20 protein-coding genes and 1 riboswitch are annotated in these 15,914 nt (G+C 57.8%); of the genes, 4 read left to right on the forward strand and 16 right to left on the reverse strand.

Going from position 1 to position 15,914, the window contains the following annotated elements; genetic code table 11:
• Nucleotides 1-52 precede the first annotated feature (52 nt).
• On the forward strand, nucleotides 53-1,126 hold the full coding sequence (locus tag Q7U39_11210) for an acyltransferase family protein (protein ID MDO9118519.1): 1,074 nt from the start codon (nucleotides 53-55) through the stop codon (nucleotides 1,124-1,126).
• A 55-nt stretch (nucleotides 1,127-1,181) separates the two neighbouring features.
• Here the strand turns inward: Q7U39_11210 and Q7U39_11215 are convergent, their stop codons facing one another.
• The 16 genes from Q7U39_11215 to Q7U39_11290 form a co-directional block, all read right to left on the reverse strand.
• Complete coding sequence (locus Q7U39_11215) at nucleotides 1,182-1,688, reverse strand: NUDIX domain-containing protein (GenBank protein MDO9118520.1); 507 nt, start codon at nucleotides 1,686-1,688, stop codon at nucleotides 1,182-1,184.
• Between the two features lie 113 nt (nucleotides 1,689-1,801).
• Nucleotides 1,802-2,284 carry a hypothetical protein gene (locus Q7U39_11220; protein ID MDO9118521.1) on the reverse strand — a complete coding sequence of 161 codons (483 nt, stop codon included), beginning with the start codon at nucleotides 2,282-2,284 and terminating at the stop codon, nucleotides 1,802-1,804.
• On the reverse strand, nucleotides 2,281-2,475 hold the full coding sequence (locus tag Q7U39_11225) for a hypothetical protein (GenBank protein ID MDO9118522.1): 195 nt from the start codon (nucleotides 2,473-2,475) through the stop codon (nucleotides 2,281-2,283). The genes Q7U39_11220 and Q7U39_11225 overlap by 4 nt, the downstream gene beginning before the upstream one ends.
• Nucleotides 2,476-2,534: 59 nt before the next feature.
• A complete protein-coding gene (locus tag Q7U39_11230; GenBank protein ID MDO9118523.1) occupies nucleotides 2,535-3,041 on the reverse strand; it encodes an NUDIX domain-containing protein in 507 nt (168 codons plus the stop codon).
• A gap of 8 nt (nucleotides 3,042-3,049) precedes the next feature.
• The gene (locus tag Q7U39_11235; GenBank protein ID MDO9118524.1) at nucleotides 3,050-3,730 is read right to left on the reverse strand and encodes a DUF2306 domain-containing protein; all 681 of its coding nucleotides are present in this window, start codon (nucleotides 3,728-3,730) and stop codon (nucleotides 3,050-3,052) included.
• Nucleotides 3,731-3,885: 155 nt separating this feature from the next.
• The gene (locus Q7U39_11240) at nucleotides 3,886-5,091 is read right to left on the reverse strand and encodes a cation:proton antiporter (protein MDO9118525.1); all 1,206 of its coding nucleotides are present in this window, start codon (nucleotides 5,089-5,091) and stop codon (nucleotides 3,886-3,888) included.
• 77 nt (nucleotides 5,092-5,168) lie between these two features.
• Nucleotides 5,169-5,233, reverse strand: a riboswitch (Fluoride riboswitch).
• A gap of 44 nt (nucleotides 5,234-5,277) precedes the next feature.
• Nucleotides 5,278-5,652 (reverse strand): DUF2784 domain-containing protein, encoded by a 375-nt coding sequence (locus tag Q7U39_11245; protein MDO9118526.1) that lies wholly within the window; start codon nucleotides 5,650-5,652, stop codon nucleotides 5,278-5,280.
• An 89-nt stretch (nucleotides 5,653-5,741) separates the two neighbouring features.
• Nucleotides 5,742-6,086 carry a DUF5615 family PIN-like protein gene (locus tag Q7U39_11250; protein MDO9118527.1) on the reverse strand — a complete coding sequence of 115 codons (345 nt, stop codon included), beginning with the start codon at nucleotides 6,084-6,086 and terminating at the stop codon, nucleotides 5,742-5,744.
• Nucleotides 6,083-6,307 (reverse strand): DUF433 domain-containing protein, encoded by a 225-nt coding sequence (locus Q7U39_11255; GenBank protein ID MDO9118528.1) that lies wholly within the window; start codon nucleotides 6,305-6,307, stop codon nucleotides 6,083-6,085. The genes Q7U39_11250 and Q7U39_11255 overlap by 4 nt, the downstream gene beginning before the upstream one ends.
• Before the next feature lie 249 nt (nucleotides 6,308-6,556).
• Entirely contained in the window at nucleotides 6,557-6,964 is a 408-nt protein-coding gene (locus Q7U39_11260; GenBank protein ID MDO9118529.1) for a DUF1398 family protein, read from the reverse strand.
• Between the two features lie 126 nt (nucleotides 6,965-7,090).
• On the reverse strand, nucleotides 7,091-7,654 hold the full coding sequence (locus Q7U39_11265) for a dihydrofolate reductase family protein (GenBank protein ID MDO9118530.1): 564 nt from the start codon (nucleotides 7,652-7,654) through the stop codon (nucleotides 7,091-7,093).
• 257 nt (nucleotides 7,655-7,911) lie between these two features.
• Nucleotides 7,912-8,388, reverse strand: a complete 477-nt coding sequence (locus tag Q7U39_11270; GenBank protein MDO9118531.1) for a hypothetical protein — start codon at nucleotides 8,386-8,388, stop codon at nucleotides 7,912-7,914.
• A 118-nt stretch (nucleotides 8,389-8,506) separates the two neighbouring features.
• Nucleotides 8,507-9,034: a hypothetical protein gene (locus Q7U39_11275; protein MDO9118532.1), complete on the reverse strand. Its 528-nt coding sequence runs from the start codon at nucleotides 9,032-9,034 to the stop codon at nucleotides 8,507-8,509.
• Nucleotides 9,035-9,166: 132 nt separating this feature from the next.
• The gene (locus Q7U39_11280; GenBank protein ID MDO9118533.1) at nucleotides 9,167-10,342 is read right to left on the reverse strand and encodes an AAA family ATPase; all 1,176 of its coding nucleotides are present in this window, start codon (nucleotides 10,340-10,342) and stop codon (nucleotides 9,167-9,169) included.
• A gap of 5 nt (nucleotides 10,343-10,347) precedes the next feature.
• Entirely contained in the window at nucleotides 10,348-10,779 is a 432-nt protein-coding gene (locus Q7U39_11285) for an ATP-binding cassette domain-containing protein (GenBank protein MDO9118534.1), read from the reverse strand.
• Between the two features lie 699 nt (nucleotides 10,780-11,478).
• The gene (locus Q7U39_11290; GenBank protein ID MDO9118535.1) at nucleotides 11,479-11,700 is read right to left on the reverse strand and encodes a hypothetical protein; all 222 of its coding nucleotides are present in this window, start codon (nucleotides 11,698-11,700) and stop codon (nucleotides 11,479-11,481) included.
• Nucleotides 11,701-12,295: 595 nt separating this feature from the next.
• Between Q7U39_11290 and Q7U39_11295 the strand changes: the two genes are divergently transcribed.
• From Q7U39_11295 to Q7U39_11305, 3 genes are all read left to right on the forward strand, one after another.
• Nucleotides 12,296-13,093: an OmpA family protein gene (locus tag Q7U39_11295; GenBank protein ID MDO9118536.1), complete on the forward strand. Its 798-nt coding sequence runs from the start codon at nucleotides 12,296-12,298 to the stop codon at nucleotides 13,091-13,093.
• 90 nt (nucleotides 13,094-13,183) lie between these two features.
• Nucleotides 13,184-15,295: a marine proteobacterial sortase target protein gene (locus Q7U39_11300; protein ID MDO9118537.1), complete on the forward strand. Its 2,112-nt coding sequence runs from the start codon at nucleotides 13,184-13,186 to the stop codon at nucleotides 15,293-15,295.
• Nucleotides 15,292-15,897: a class GN sortase gene (locus Q7U39_11305; GenBank protein ID MDO9118538.1), complete on the forward strand. Its 606-nt coding sequence runs from the start codon at nucleotides 15,292-15,294 to the stop codon at nucleotides 15,895-15,897. The genes Q7U39_11300 and Q7U39_11305 overlap by 4 nt, the downstream gene beginning before the upstream one ends.
• The last annotated feature ends 17 nt before the right edge of the window (nucleotides 15,898-15,914 follow it).

Genomic DNA, 15,914 nt, shown 5'->3' on the forward strand with positions numbered 1-15,914 from the left:
TGAATTCGACACCCCCTTCACCCCTCGACCTTTCCCGAACAGGACCGCACCGATGCAACAGACATCAGCGACACCACGCTCATCGGGAGAAGCCTCCACCAGAAGCACTCAGCCTGATCGACGCTCGGCCCGGTACGATGTCCTGCGAGTCGGCGCCTGTCTCGCGGTCATCCTGTTGCATCTGGCCGCCACCATCGTGATGGAACGCGAGCTCTTCGGCACGCTGCAGTGGCACCTTTCCAATGCCCTCGACGCCGCCACCCGCTGGTGCGTCCCGGTCTTCGTCATGCTGAGCGGTGCACTGTTGCTCGACCCGCAAAAATGTACGGGCCCTGGCGCCTTCTGGGCCAAACGCATGAGCCGGTTATTGCCGGCCCTCATCGCCTGGCCGACGATCTATTTCGCCTGGCGCGCCTTCTACTGGCATGAGCCGCTCTCGATCGAGATCATCGGCCGTGATATGGTCCTCGGCAGGCCCTATATCCATTTATACTTTCTGTTTCTCATCGCCGGACTGTATCTCGTCACACCCTTTCTGGCCAAAGCGCTCGCCGCCTTCAGCCTCTCGCAGTTGCGCGACCTGATTCTGATCATGGCCGGGCTGGCGATGGGGGCTAATCTATTTGATTTTCTCGCCTCCAGCGCCTTCACCATATTCGTCCCCTATCTGACCTATTACCTGGCGGGCTGGTATTGCGCGCGGCTCCGGATCGAGCGGCCGTCGCGCCTCGCATTCGCGATCATGATCGCCGCTGCGACCACCACGCTCCTGACAGCTATTCTCGTCTCGACGCGCGGATACGACGACCGCTGGGCCTTCTATTTCTACGAGGATTTCAGCCCCACCGACATGGTGATGGCCGTCGGCCTCTTCCTGCTGATCCTGCAGGGGACGATTTCTCCAAAAGTAGAATCCATTGCGCAGACGCTCGCACCGCTCACGCTCGGCGTCTACGTGGCCCATCCCATCGTGGTGGAATTGCTGCGCTATGGGTACTTCCTCACTGTTCCAATCCTGCTTCGTCCCCCCTACTACGTACCGATCACCTTCCTCGCGACCTGCGTCCTCACATTCGGCCTCGTCACCCTCATGCAGCGAGTGCCTGGCCTGCGGCGAATTGTGTAGCGGGTGTATAGAGAAACGATCCGTCAGGGACAGAGGACAATATTTTTGTAATCTGCTAGAGGCCGCCGGGCTGCCAGGTGGCGGGTTTGAAGTAGGCCTGAGGTTGGTTCTGATTGACGGCCTTGCGGATGACGAGAAAATGCGTGGAGCAGGACAGAGCATCGATCTCACTCGGCGAGAAGAATCGCGCATCGGATGTCTCTTCATGATCCGGACGAGGCGTCCCGCGAATGACACGCGCGGCGAACACCGTCGTGACGGCGGCAAGCTGATCGCCGTTGTCGTAGGTCTTAGAGAAGTGCTCACCCGCAAAGACGCCCAGGATGTGGGTCAGCTCCACAAACACTCCGGCTTCCTCCCACGCCTCCCGCACCGCCGCATCGGACGGCAACTCATGCGGGTCGATAATTCCGCTCGGCGCGCTCCAGCGGCCGGAGTCCTTGTCCTGAATCAGCAAGAGTCGCCCGCGGTCGTCGTACGCAAAGACCATCGCGGTCGGAACTTGCAGCAGCTCAGTGCCGATCTTGGAGCGGAGGGATTTGATGAACTCTGGAATCGGCATTATGTGCACCCCGTACAATATTTATACGTCCCTAGCTTGACCTAGCTCGCTGACACATTTCAAAAAGTCGACCGGAATGTCCCTGTAAATTTCGTTCTGCCCCCGTCACTGAGCTAGGCCGCTCTCCCTGGCGTCCTCCTCCCTCGCACCAAGAGCTCGACATCGCAATCCAGCACATGCAGTAACGACAGAAGTTGGTCCACCGACTTGCTGTAGTTGGTTTGATCGAGCAACCGATAGAATTGCGTGGCCGAGGTTCCCAGACGCCGGATGATCTCGCGCTTCGACAAAGCACTGGCCTCAACCCGCTTCTGCGCTTCAACCGTCAGCTTATACAGCAAGGCATCCCTCAGGTAACGAGGATCCTGGTTGTAGGCCAGCACCTGCTCACTATGAACCGTGCCTTCCTTGCCGGACTTCAGGACATAGGTAAATCCCTCGTTCCCCAGATCTTTGTCGACAAAAATCCGAATGATCGGATCAGCTGCACTTGGTTTCAGATCCACCGTTGAGTAAGGAAGCTGGAATGTCTGCTTCGACGTCTTGACCTGGAATGCCTTTTTGCGATTATTCAGGCTCACGGCTTGGATCTTCATAGAACCCCCTCACGTTCCAATTCCTCAATCAGCGTACACACTCGCCTTGCACTCTTGCCGATCATCGGTTGTCCACGTTCCAGATCCCATTTCACAATGAGGACACCGTCCCGATACACATGGACATGCCGGGGAGGGTGATCGCTCTTCCAGGTGACGAACACATACCCTCCTCGACGAACTTTACCCATGTGCAAGTGTTACCTCCACAGGTATCACCTGTCAAGACAGAAGGTCGGCGGGCGAATAGTTACAGGCCTGGCAGCTGCCAGGTGGCCGGCTTGAAGTAGGCTTGGGATCGGTCGTGGCTCAGGGCCTGACGAATCACGTGGAAATGCGGCTGACAGGGCAGCGCCGCGATCTCGTCGGGAAGAAAGAACCGCGCATCGGCCGTCTCAGCATGATCCGGGCGAGGCGTGCCGCTGATCGGACGCGCGGCAAAGACGGTCGACACACAGGCTATCTGGTCGCCGTTGTCGTAGGTGCCGGAAAAGTGTTCTCCGGCAAAGACGCCGAGGACGCGGGTCAACTCGACAAACACTCCGGCTTCCTCCCAGGTCTCCCGCACCGCCGCATCGGCGAGCAACTCAAGGGGCTCGACGATGCCCCCCGGCGCACCCCACAAACCTGAGGACTTTTCCTGAATCAACAAGAGACGCCCGCTGTCGTCATAAGCAAACACGGCGACGGTGGAAACCTGCAACAATTCCGTGCCGACCTTGGAGCGGAGAGATTGAATGAAACCGGGAATGGGCATGGGTCTGGCTAACCTTTGCTGTGAGCGGCCGACGAGGGCCTGAACCCCGCATTGGGCCGCTCGATAAGAGGGTGCGTGGCACGGTTGACGAGACACTCGGCGGCGACAAGATTCGGCAGCCAGCAAAGCCACGCGATGATCGGATAGACGATTTCAAACGCCGCCCCAAGAGCCACGGAGGCAGGCAAGTACAAGCGCAGCGTGACGGCGGCGAAGGTGAGCGCGAAGTTTCGAACCATCCAGCAGCGATGAGCCGTGAAGTCGCAGGCCCGAACGGCGAAATAGGCACGGGAGCCGCTGTACAGCCAAGCAACAGCGAGACAGGCGAAGCCTAACCGGGACGGAAGGCCGCCGAACGCATGAAACGCCATGAACAGGCCCGAGAGCCCTCCGATCAGCACACCAATCGCAAGGTAGAGCCGGCCGAGCCGGCGGTGCAGAGCAGGCCGCCGGTCGCGCAACGTCGATGAAAACTGAAACGGCCCCAGGGCCAGCGCGACGGCCGCGCCGAACACATGTGCATAAATGCCGACGGGATGGGCTTCGAAGGTGGCGCGCATGTCAGGATGAACCAGCGCCCCGACAGGCAGGAAGCCATAGACGGCGAGAGCGTAGCCCGCAACCGCGAGCGACAATACGACCAGTGCAATAAAGCCAGCGAGACGCATAACACCATGGTCCAGGCTCATAGGTATCCGTGACAGCCCAACGTCGCCGGGCCAGCTGACCGGACTATCCCCGTTTTTTGCATTCTACGTTTGACGAGTTTCTATGATCAACCGGGAAGCCGATGGCTTCTGCCAAGGGCTCCTACCGCAAGAACTGTTTACACTCCTCACTCGATCTAGCCCTCGTCGCTCAGGCCATTGCTATGCCGCGTGGTTTTCCCTGGATGCTCGATCGGGGGCAGCAAATGCGTTGGCACAAAAAACCAACCCGCGATGAGCGTGGGGACCACCGCGCTCGCTATCACGGCAGCCACGAGAAAGGAATATTGCTCCTGGGTCACCAAGCCATGCGCTAATCCATAGAGAGACGAGATGGTCCCGAATGTCAGGCCGGTCGACATCAGCAGCGTGTAATACCAGCGTTCGTTGCGATCCTGCCGGAAGGCACTGATAATCGGATAGAGGCCGAAAATCTTGGACGCCACTTTGCCCAGGAGCAACGCAATGAACACCAGCGGCGCCGCAAGCAGCGCCGGCAGCGACACCAGCGTCCCGGCGCGCAGGAAATAGAAGGGTGTGAGAAACCCCACCGTCAGCGTTCGCAACCGGCGGATCCAATGCGTATCTCTCGCAGCGCTTCCCGCCAACACCATGCCGACAAGGTACGCCGGCAGCACAGCTTCGCTCCCAGACCACAAAGCCAGCGCGCCCAATCCAAAGAGAATCAGCATGATCCATTTCGTCCGGATTGCAGCGGTGCGATGGGCATAATGCCTGGTCAGCCACGCCGTCGTGAACGGCAACGACGCGAGCACCGCCACGCTCCCCGCGATGAACACCACTGTCTTATACGTGAAGGGCGCGAAGAGCAGGCCGAGGGCGATCACGGTTCCGAGGTCATTGATGAAACAGGAGCCGAGAATCCCCTTCCCGAAATCCGTCTTATTGAAGCCTGTTTCCAACATGACGGCATAGACCACCGCCATGGAGGTCGTCGAGAGAGCAATACCGCAGAGCCAACTGGCATTCGCATCCCATCCCAACAAATAGTAAGCGACTGCGGCGCAACCGAAAAATGGCGCCAGGAACCCCGCCAAGCCGACGACGCTCACCTCCGTCAACTTCGTTTTGATCACGTCAGGGTCCAATTCCGCACCAGCCAGGAACGTCAGCACAACTGCGCCGGCGGCCGCGAGGAATCGCACCCACTCGGAATTGGCGGCAAGCACATCGCCCAGGCCGAACCAGCCGGTGGCGGCGGCGGCACCGACACCCACACAAATTTCAACGAGCGCGATCGAAAGACCCAGGGAAGAAGCAATGAGGGCGGACACAACTGCGAGGGCGAGCCACAAGGATGCAGTGATGAAGATGGGTTCCATTCGGGAGTCCTCCGTTTCGGCCTGGCTGTACAAACCGGGCGCCGCCACGCTGGCGGCAATCCTACGGCTACGGCAGTAGTAGCGTAGGAGTCATCAGCCTGGCCGAGGCGGTTATACGGGGGACTCCATCCCCTGGGGAAGAAGAGTATACGCGAAATAACGAGCTACGGCATCACTGCGTTTCTATCAATTGAATGCCCGACGCCAGCCCCACGCAAAAATGATTGCGTATACCAGCGCATTGCCCGCCACAATGAACACACCTGCCACGAGTTCCAATTGTCGCGGCATGCCCCGCGGGTAAACAATGGGTCCGATGTAGTGTTGTACAAAGCCACCTGAATAGCCGAGCTGACCGGCGCGAGTGCGGAGGGCATTCTCAATCGGAGTCAATGGGCAGGTCCAGCTCATGAGATTCACCACCGAAGACCAGAGCACCACGGGAATATGCACCCAGGCCCAGGCTTGATCGAAAAACGCCAACGGTCCGCCGAAGACTGCAAATGCAGCAAAGAGAAAGTGCGCGAACAAGACCAGATCCGCACTGAGGCGATACAGCATATCGATCAGCTACCTGCCGTCCAATAGGCGATATTCACTCGTCTGAAGGAACAAAGGTGTCTGACATCTCTGTTTCTCATGTCGCGCCATCAGATCGTTATGTCGCTGATTTCGATGATAGCCTCACCTCGCTCAATGAGGGTTCGCGCTGATGGCCACGCCTGCGTGAGGATCGCTTTCAGCTTTGCGTTTGAGGTGTTCCCGCAAGTGACCCAGACAATTTGCGGTGGCTGACCAAGCTGGGTCACGAGATCGACCAAGTCACGGTCCTTCGTCAGCACAACCACCTTGGCCCTGCGTGCGGCAAGAAAGATGGTCCGATCCGTCGCATCGCGCAAGCCTATATCCTTGAGTGCGATCGCCTCAATGTTGAAGGTCGAACTCAGCCATGGCGCAATGAAAGGAGAAATCTGGGCGTCGAGCCAGATCTTCACGCAGCGAGGATCGGGTGATTGAGTCGGCTACTGGCAAAGCGAAGGCAGGCAGAGATATCTTCCGCGACGAGATCCGGCAGCTCTTCAAGCACCTGTTGCTGCGTCAGCCCAGCGGCCAGGAGATCGAGTACATCGATCACTCGAATCCGCATCCCCCGAATGCAGGGCCGACCTCCGCACTGCTCAGGATTCACGGTGATACGATCAACAAGTTCAGCCATGATAGACGCCTCCCGACCAGATCTCTCGCCAGCACATCGTCATGAACGAAGACCAACCCTTCGCTACGGGCAAGTCTACTGAAGAATTGGCTGTTTTTCTACTACCCAGAGGGAGAAAACTCTCCCCTGTGGGATTCTATACGCAAGGATCCAAGCCCCACCTACCGTTTGGTGAAGATAAAGGTGCTTGAAACCTTTATCTCCTCCCAGCGGCAGGCTGCATAGCGAACCGTCCGCTGCAACCGGATCTTAGGCATCATGTGGCCTTGCGCCAGGAAACCACTCGGTATGTTGATCCCCTTGACGACCAAAGTATGTGACTCGCTTGCCTCGAAGATACGCAATGTATCCCTGCACCCCAGCCTGTATGGCACGCTCGCAAAATGCCCGAAACTTTTGCCCGTGCTGTTGGCTGTCTAGAATGGCCGCCTTGAGTGCGCCCACATCGAAGTCCCCCGATATCGAGGGCAGTTTCTCGAACGCGAGAGGCGCTACTACCGCTGCCCCTGATGCGCTGTAGAAGGTGAATGAACCAGTAGCATAGTCCACATGGTAATACTCGACCCCGTTGGCAATGAGCTTGCCCACAATTTCAGGAAACGGGATCGAGCCATCCAGCGCGGCCTTTGCCAGTACGGCAATCTCGTTCGCATTCATGTCCGACCTCTCACGTGAAGTGATAACTTTGATATGCCGCCTGACAATGTTCGGGCCAATCCGCATAAAAACTGGGCCTGCCATTTCCTTCCGCGTAACTATCCCCTCCCCCGCCTAACGCGGGAATCAAGCTGCGCCGCCTTTATGTACTTCATAGCGCAACTCAGCCATACCAGCACCGATCTGCCGAACCGATACTAAGCGCAGATGTGGGCTGAACACCCTGCGAGGGAAGAGCGGCTTCCCCTTGCCGAGCGTGACTGAGCCAATCTGGATGATCAACTCGTCCAACAGGCCGGCATCGTAGAATTGACCGACGAGATCGCCGCCTCCGACGATCCAAATATTTTTGCCGCCAGCGGCAGCTCGCATGTCAGCATGGATTGGGCGCACATCGCCACTGACGAAGCGGATATCTTTGCCGCCAACTAGTGGAAGCGTGCGGCGGGAGAATATCCAGACCGGCTGTGTATAGGGCCACGGCGAACCAGTCTCAGCCGCAACCTTTTCTGTGTTGCGCAGCATCCAGTCGTAGGTCGCCGACCCCATAGCCAACGCACCAACTTCCGATATGAATGCCGGATAGCTGGAATCATTCAGATCACCGAGAGGGAACAGCCACTCCAGCGAGTCGTCTTCGGTGGCGATGAATCCGTCAAGACTAGTGGCGGTGTAGTACTGAGTTTTCATGATGTGAGTTTCGGCACGTCATGAGATCTGATCACCGTGATTCCCTCAACCAAGAAGGTGATGGCTCCTGCCCCTCGCTCGCCAACGCCAGAAATGTAGAATGTCCCCGTTTTTTCCGCCAGTGTGCGGAGGCCAACACTGCCACCCGAAGGAGAAATGAATAGTTCCTGGAACCTTTTTCTTGCCGTTAATTTCTCCCACCGGCAGAAATGAAGAATCTCGTGGTTGGTTTCCCCTTGATGGAGACGGTAGGCAACTCAGTTACCCAGTAAACCATGAAGCGCAGTATCGATTGCCAACAGGAGTTGGTAGGCATTGCGAGCCTCATCTTGTGCTGTTTGCGTTTCTCCAGTATCAAAGTGAGCTTTCTCATGGACAAGCTCTTTGCGAGCTATTCTGAATCGTGCAGCGGCTTCAAGAATGGAGTTGTCATCAATTCCAATAAGCCGGAGTTTCTCTTCGTAGGGCTTGAAGTCGACCTCTCTGAATTTCTCTTCGCCGTGATTACGAACAATCAGCAAATGCAGCAAGGCCTCTAGCCACATCCCGGTAAAGACAATGGCGACCATTGCCTGTTTGAAGCTCTTCTGGTTTGGATCGAATTGCAGGATCCAGCCTGGAGACCCATCTTCCTTTGGCCGGCGCCCAGACTCGACGAGCTCTTGCATCGCTTCAAAAGCTTCAATCGCTATCGCCCTATAGGTCGAGACGTTCGTGAAAATGAGTTCTGCCATAGAGTTGCTGTAATGTACTGCCGGTCAGCGGCGAGCGGTATTCATGATCACTTCAGGCCGAGCACACTTTTTGCCGCCGCTCGTCGGCCGCAGCAGCCTGTTAGGCGGCAGTATTCGGCTATCGCTGTATCGCCTGCCAGTAGCTCGTTGCGCGCCGGACATTATGGCCGCGCTGGTCGAGGACGCGAAACAACTCCAAAACGATGTCCTTGGCCTGTTGCCGAAGCCTTTGCGCTTCTGCCAGCGAACGACCGCTTCGATTGATAACACCGTGTGAAATGTCGTTGCGGAAGCGATGTAGTGGCGCGAATCCTGGAAAGCGCCGTCGCACCTTGCGATCTACTTCCTGCTTCCGGGCGGCACCCAGATCATCCGCCCGGACAGGTGAGATGAAGTCGTTGTAGAACCACGCCAATTTGTCTCCGAGTCCTGGATGCTTCCGGTGACCCATGAACTGCCTCACGCGCCGCTTCAACTTCAGCACCCGTACGATGTGATTGAGGTTGGCCTCGACGTAGAAGCCCGCGAACAACACCACAATTGTGCAGTTGCAGACCTGGGTGTCGGGCCCCTCGTTGAGAGCCCGGCCAAGAGCCTGCCAACTGGTGGCAATTAGAATCGGAGCATGTCCGCCAGCTTCTGGCAATCCTCAACTCCCAATTAAGCACTGATGCCTAACGCCGTAGCAGAGATAACGGTGTCTGCCACCTTTGTTTTCTTTGTCGAATCGGTTCCTGCCGGAAATTCGTCTACCCCCTTTTCTTGCCCACCACGACAGCTATGCGATCAGATCGGCGGGGAAAGACCCGAGCAAGGTTCGGACACGCTTTACCGCTTCCGAATCGTGCACCAGGAGGTTACGAACAGCCGCTTCATACTGAGCACGATTCGCGAAATTAAGCGCCTTAGCAATGGCATCGAGCGCGGGTGATTCTCGAATTGGATACCTCTGCAAAACACCGACGAAGTCGGATGCGTTGACCAATGCCTCGATACGCGCTGCCTCATCTTTCGCATACTTCGCAAAATCGATTTCAGCGGTACGTTTGCCGCCCGCTGCCACCTCACCCTTTTTAGGTAGCAGCGAGAAGACCTGAGCCCGCGCCGATTTCTCAGCAATCCGTACACTGAGATGCTTGGCATTTTCACGGATCGCTTTGATGGCATCGTTATTTGCCTTCTCCAGTTTTTCCGTCAGATCGCCGCCTACTACCCCTGCCAGTTTCTCGCCTGCCAGCTTCTGCACTTCGGGGTGGTAGTAGATAGATTCAACCGAATATACGTTCAGTGGAATCACACCCTTGGCTTGCAAGTCCGCGATCCGCTCTGGTTCTGAAGTATCGTTGTCCACCAGCCCGAACGGTTTCACCCAGTGAAGCTCAGCCGTGCCTTTGATACCAACGACCGCATTCTCGACCTCACGACAGTTGGCCTTGGCCACGATTGACGCATTCGGAAACAGGAGACTGTACAGCGGCTTGTCAAGGCTGTGCTCGACGCCCTCAACAAACACGATCTTCCGACGCTCGCCCAAGATGGTTCTTTTCAGATCGTCATCAATCCCAGTGATGCTCTCCAGCAAATCGATATCGTAAGACGCGACCCCGTCGCCCTCGTAGACACAGGCACGCGTCAGCAGGACTTTCGATCCCGGATTGTCCACTGGAAGCAATGGCTCATGCGTAGACACGATGAAAGCACAATCTGGTCTTTCCTTGAGCAGAAGCGACAGAAGCGGGGATACGATCGAACGATGCAGGTGCCGCTCTGGCTCATCGATGAGGAGAAGCGTTCCTGCTGGCACGGTCAGTACGTTGGCGGCAATAAGAATCGCGTTGCGCTCTCCGTCGGAAAGCTTTGAGATGCTGTAGGACTTGCTGCCATTCCGAGTCGCCACGATCTCGTCGTTTGCCTCAACGGACACGACGACGTCGAGATTGGCCAGCCGTAGCAAGCGGTTCAGGGTCGCAAATACACCGTCTTTGGCAGACAGTATATTGACTTCGGCTGTTTTTTTGCGTCGACAGCCCGCGTAATCTCGCGGGCACGCACGTTCTCGTAGTTAACTAAGTCGTAGATCGCCATCTGAGCGCGCTGCTGCGAGTAGTCGTCCATCCAACGCGCGTTCGCCTGTCGATCAGAATGGAACATATTCTGTTCATAGTCTGCACGCTGTTTGCTGGTGAACTCGGGCGCTCCAGATCGAAACCAAGTTTGGCGGTGGGCCGTGATTCGCCGGGTCTTCCCGGTGCTAGCCGATGCGAAAGCCTGCATAAGGCTCGATTTGCCGGTGCCGTTTGCACCAAGGATGAAGAGCATCTGCCCAGCGTTTACCGTCAGTGCTAGAGCGCCTGTCGCCTTGCCGGTAGGGATTGATAACGAGAATGGCATGTTAGATATCCACGACCATATGGGTGTGCCCCTCGATGAAGCTTTCCTCGCCTAACAATGTTTAGGCCGATCCGCATAAGAGCCGAATCTGCCATTTTCTGTCCCTATAGCACTTCACTATTGACCTTGAACAATACGCCACGACCGCTCCCTTTTCAATGAAGTGCGAGTGTGCGCCCAGTTACTACGAAGTCCTATGCAGATCGACATAACCCTCTTTTTACATAGGCTCACAACCCATCGAGCGGATAACAAACGTTCGCTTGCTCACTTCATCGCGGGACTGCCTGGCTGACCCTCAATTGCGCGCGTCGAACATCCCCTTATTCCTCTTCTCCATCCCACCCCTTCTTTCTCTAGGGGCTGCCGGACTGTCCTTCCCTGCGCACATTGAGCGACCACCGTTTCACCGTGAGGGATCAGCGAGCAAGAAGGATGGTCTGGCGGCTCGCCCATCCCTCCAAACTCGCTCTTCACCTCTCCAGGGATGGGGGATGATTGATCTTCCACTGCGCGCGTCCAACGAGGGGAGTCCTCGACCGCGCGTTGCGCGAGCACAGAAGATCATCAGCCCCTATCCCCTCTCCTCCTCTGCTCCGGAAGCAAAGGATCAGCAGGGGTGTTATTCATACCATTGTTATCGTGGAGGTTCTGCGAACAAGAAGAATAGTCTGATGGGGAGAGTGAATCAGGTTCACCCTATTGATGCTGATCGACCCACTTCTTGGCTTTTCCAAGCGCGATCACATTCGCCTTACTTTCCGTATTGCTGACCTCATGCGACTCACCCTGGAGGGTCTTCATTGGCGCTCGGCCTCCCATTGAAAGCCAGGCGAGCGCCTTAGGCATCCATCGGTCATCTCCGAGATGTTGGGAGCAGGCCTTAATCTGATGATTTTTATACGTCACCCACTCAGCCACTTCCGCCCTCCTGTTCATCTTTTCCTATGGTGACGTTGAGGATAGCAGATACACACCAGGTATATCCTGCGCCTCAAACGTCCACTACCGCCTAGCGACTCCCCTTTGCCCTCCTGAGCCCACGCGTTGCGTGAGCACTACCCATGATCGTCCATCCAAGCTTGCTTGTTCCCTTACTCTTAGGGGTGGCCTGGATTGGTCCTCTATTGCGCACGTGGAAGGAGCACCGCCCGCAATCTGACAATACGATAAACTCTGGCGTGCGCCTTCCGTGAGCACGGAGGACTAACCGGGCTACCCCTCTTCCCATGCGGGGCTATCCCCGCATCCCTTGATGGAATGAATCTCCCCGCATCGCGTTCGCTACTCCCTCATTCTCTGAACCCCTGAATTTTACTCACGTCTTTCCCAATTCCTTCGCACGTTCCCACCGGCACTCCGGTTGCTCAAGCATAGGACCGTCGGTGCGCGGCGCAAACGGCCGGAAAGGGGGTGACGCAGGAACGAGGCCGGCGAAAAAGCCAGATCGCCGCCGGATCAGCCGACGAGTGAGATCACAACTTTCAACAATTGAACGTACGAGGAGGAAGCCATCATGCAGAAAGGTCCATCCCAGGTTTCGTCAGGCAACATCAGCCCCGCCGTTATGGGGCCGCAGAAAGACACCAAGGACATCGTCATCCTCTCCAGCCTCGTCCTGCTCCTGGCAGGCCTCTCGGCCGTGGCCTGGATCTATACCGAAACCAACAATCCGAAAGCCCTCACCTCCCCAACAGACAAGGTTGAGTCGGCCAAGGTGTCGGAGATCCTCAAAAAGGCCAGCGGGCTCTCTCAAGCCGAAGCCTCCATCTCCCCCTCCACCCCGGTGACCGCCCCGGTTTCGTCGGTGGCCGACATCATTCATAGCGACGTCTACTTCGAAACGGGCCGCAAGGGTTTGACGGATGAAGCCAAGGCACAGTTGGCCGCCCAGGCCGATCTGCTCAAGCTGAACCAGGACTATGCCGTCTTGATCCAGGGCTATACCGACCAACAGGGGTCGGCCACCTACAACAAGAAGCTGGGGATGAAGCGGGCCGAAACCGTGAAGCAGGAACTGCTGAACGGCGGGGTGGCCGAGCACCAGATGAAAGTCGTCAGCCTCGGTGAGGACGGCGTGCTCTGCGTGGACAACAGCGACGTCTGCCGGCACCTCAATCGCCGGGTGCACCTGGACATCCGCAAGATCGGCCAGGAGCACCTGGTGATCCCGACGGTCGCCAACACCACCGCCATCGACCCGGCTGATTCGAGCATTGAGCAACAGACCTCAGGCCAGGCCGACGGCTCGACCGGCAATGTCCCTCCCGCTTCGCCAGGCGTCACCACGTTTGACCCGGCATCGGGCAGCTAACGTATCGCCTTGGTTAGGTTCTGCGCGAGGTGCATACCTCGCGCAGACTAGCCTTCATCCACCATCCTGACTCACGCAGACGAGGACTCTATGACCAGACATCTCTTCCTTCGCGCCACGCTCGCCCTCTTCCTCTCGCTGGGTGCCGGCAGCCTGTCGCTGGCACCGGCCTGCGGGAACGAACTGGAACAACCGGACCAGACGATCTCCCTGAATGACGTGAAAGGCGGCAGACTGCTCTTCAAAACGAATCAGCCAGGCCGCTTTCTCCCAGCCCCCACCCTCAAGACCGACGTCCGCATTTCGGTCACCGGACTCATCGCCCGCGCCACCGTGTCACAAGAATTCCTGAATCCGAGTCTGGAGGAAAACGCCTGGGCAGAAGGGGTCTATGTCTTCCCGCTGCCAGACCGCGCCGCGGTCGATCATCTCCGCATGAAGATCGGCGAGCGGATCATCGAAGGCCAGATCAAGGAAAAGGCGGAAGCGAAGAAGGTCTACGAACAGGCGAAGCAGGAAGGGAAGCGCGCCAGTCTCGTCGAACAGGAACGGCCGAACATCTTTACCACCTCTGTGGCCAACATCGGCCCCGGCGAGCGCGTCACGGTCGAGATCGAGTATCAGGAAACCATCCGCTACGACCAGGGCGCGTTCTCGCTGCGATTCCCCATGGTCGTCGGCCCGCGCTATATCCCCGGCACGCCGGTCGTGATGGAAGATCAGCAACCCGGCAACGGCTGGTCGCTGGATACAGATCGCGTGCCGGATGCATCACGAATTACACCGCCGGTGCAGCATCCGGACTACAATCCAATCAACCCGATCAATCCGGTCAGTCCGATCAATCCACTCAGCTTGAACATCGATCTCGTTCCTGGATTTTCCCTCGGCAAGCTGGAGTCACCCTATCACCAGATTCTCGCCATCGCCGAACCGGATGGCCGGCAGCACATCACGCTGCGTGAAGACACCGTCCCGGCTGATCGTGATTTCGTCCTGACGTGGAACCCAGCCACGGGTCAGGCGCCCACCCTCTCGGTCTTTCGGGAACAGCGCGGCGATGACCAGTATGCGTTCCTGATGGCGATGCCCCCGATTGGGTCAGATCGTTCGCCGACAGCCGTGGCCCGCGAAACGATCTTCGTCATCGACACCTCCGGATCCATGTCCGGCACCTCGATTGAGCAGGCCAAGGCCGCGCTGCTGCTCGCCTTGAATCGCCTGACTACGCAGGATCGCTTCAACGTGATCCAATTCAACAGCGTCACGCATGTGCTGTTTTCCCAGGCCCAGCCGGTGAAGCCCGAGACCCTGCGCAAAGCCGTACACTATGTCGACAATCTGAAAGCCAACGGCGGAACGGAAATTCTCCCGGCACTGAAGATGGCCTTGAAAGGCAGCGCCCCGGCCACCCACTTGCGCCAGGTGATCTTTCTGACGGACGGCCAGGTCGGCAATGAAGATGAGCTATTCGAGACTATCCGCACACAACTCGGCACGAGCCGCCTCTTCACCATCGGGATCGGCTCGGGGCCGAACAGCCACTTCATGCGGAAGGCGGCAGAGTTCGGACGCGGGACCTTTACCCACATCGGCAGCACCAGTGAAGTGAAAGCCCAGATGGATGCAATCTTCCGCAAGCTGGAACGGCCTGCGCTAACGGATCTCCACATCGAGGGACTGGACGGACAGATCGAGATGTTTCCCGCGCGTATTCCGGATCTCTACGAGGGCGAGCCGGTGGTCGTTGTCCTCAAAGGCGCTGCGCTTCCGGAATCCGTCACGATCCAGGGCATGATCGGGTCCGCTCCATGGACGACGTCGATCAGGCTGAAACATCGGGACAGTCGTGAAGGCTTGTCCGTCTACTGGGCGAGGCAGAAGATCGCCGCCCTCATGGATCAGCAGCGCTACGGCCAGGACGAGGCTGCGACGAAACAGGCGGTGCTCGATGTGGCTCTGCTCCATCATCTCGTCAGCAAGTACACGAGCCTGGTCGCCGTGGATGTCACGCCGGTGCGCCCGGCCGACAAGCTGCTCCAGACCCATGCGATGAAAACGAATCTGCCGGACGGGCAGGACTCTCAGGCGATCTTTGGATTGCCTCAGACGGCCACAAGCGGACAGCTGCAGATTCTGCTGGGCCTCGCCGGGCTATTGGCGGCAGGGTTGATGTGGAGCTCGCGGGGTCGAGTCGCATGAATCCGATCCGTCCTACTCCCCGGATGCTGACAACGCTGATGGTGTGCCTCCTCGCTCTCGGAGGTTGGCAGCTCGGGGAAGGATCGTGGATTTATGCGAAGGCCGGGCTCGCGCAGCATTTGCTGCAGCGGGCCTGGTCCCGCACGCTCGCCGGGGAAACGAATAGCAAACCCTGGCCCTGGGCCGACACCTGGCCGGTAGCGCGGCTGCTCGTCCCCTCGCAGCAGATTGATCAAATTGTCCTGGAAGGGGCCTATGGGAGAACGCTGGCCTTCGGCCCGGGCCATGTCGAGTCGACACAACCCATCGGCTCAGCAGACAACATCATCCTGACCGGCCATCGCGATACCCATTTCAGATTTTTGAAGCAGCTACAACTGAACGATGTGATTGAACTGGACACGACGACCGGCGTCCGCCGGCGCTATCGGGTGAAGACTCTTCGTATCGCAGACTCACGCAACGACTCGATCGGCATCGAGCAAGATCAGTCCCAACTTGTGCTGGTGACCTGCTATCCCTTTGAGGCGATTCAAACCGGTGGACCGCTTCGCTATGTGGTCACGGCAACGATGGAAGACCTGCACCAGACGGGCTTGTAGCGGACGCGAGACGAGAA

Origin of the sequence: Nitrospira sp., assembly GCA_030653545.1 — a bacterium.
GTDB lineage: Bacteria > Nitrospirota > Nitrospiria > Nitrospirales > Nitrospiraceae > Nitrospira_D.

What these genes read in the sequence shown, in the direction of transcription:
- Q7U39_11210 (MDO9118519.1), top strand. Translation starts at nt 53, where the DNA reads ATGCAACAGACATCAGCGACACCACGCTCATCGGGAGAAGCCTCCACC.
- Q7U39_11215 (MDO9118520.1), bottom strand. Translation starts at nt 1,688, where the DNA reads ATGCCGATTCCAGAGTTCATCAAATCCCTCCGCTCCAAGATCGGCACT.
- Q7U39_11220 (MDO9118521.1), bottom strand. Translation starts at nt 2,284, where the DNA reads ATGAAGATCCAAGCCGTGAGCCTGAATAATCGCAAAAAGGCATTCCAG.
- Q7U39_11225 (MDO9118522.1), bottom strand. Translation starts at nt 2,475, where the DNA reads ATGGGTAAAGTTCGTCGAGGAGGGTATGTGTTCGTCACCTGGAAGAGC.
- Q7U39_11230 (MDO9118523.1), bottom strand. Translation starts at nt 3,041, where the DNA reads ATGCCCATTCCCGGTTTCATTCAATCTCTCCGCTCCAAGGTCGGCACG.
- Q7U39_11235 (MDO9118524.1), bottom strand. Translation starts at nt 3,730, where the DNA reads ATGAGCCTGGACCATGGTGTTATGCGTCTCGCTGGCTTTATTGCACTG.
- Q7U39_11240 (MDO9118525.1), bottom strand. Translation starts at nt 5,091, where the DNA reads ATGGAACCCATCTTCATCACTGCATCCTTGTGGCTCGCCCTCGCAGTT.
- Q7U39_11245 (MDO9118526.1), bottom strand. Translation starts at nt 5,652, where the DNA reads ATGCTGTATCGCCTCAGTGCGGATCTGGTCTTGTTCGCGCACTTTCTC.
- Q7U39_11255 (MDO9118528.1), bottom strand. Translation starts at nt 6,307, where the DNA reads ATGGCTGAACTTGTTGATCGTATCACCGTGAATCCTGAGCAGTGCGGA.
- Q7U39_11260 (MDO9118529.1), bottom strand. Translation starts at nt 6,964, where the DNA reads ATGAATGCGAACGAGATTGCCGTACTGGCAAAGGCCGCGCTGGATGGC.
- Q7U39_11265 (MDO9118530.1), bottom strand. Translation starts at nt 7,654, where the DNA reads ATGAAAACTCAGTACTACACCGCCACTAGTCTTGACGGATTCATCGCC.
- Q7U39_11270 (MDO9118531.1), bottom strand. Translation starts at nt 8,388, where the DNA reads ATGGCAGAACTCATTTTCACGAACGTCTCGACCTATAGGGCGATAGCG.
- Q7U39_11285 (MDO9118534.1), bottom strand. Translation starts at nt 10,779, where the DNA reads ATGCCATTCTCGTTATCAATCCCTACCGGCAAGGCGACAGGCGCTCTA.
- Q7U39_11295 (MDO9118536.1), top strand. Translation starts at nt 12,296, where the DNA reads ATGCAGAAAGGTCCATCCCAGGTTTCGTCAGGCAACATCAGCCCCGCC.
- Q7U39_11300 (MDO9118537.1), top strand. Translation starts at nt 13,184, where the DNA reads ATGACCAGACATCTCTTCCTTCGCGCCACGCTCGCCCTCTTCCTCTCG.
- Q7U39_11305 (MDO9118538.1), top strand. Translation starts at nt 15,292, where the DNA reads ATGAATCCGATCCGTCCTACTCCCCGGATGCTGACAACGCTGATGGTG.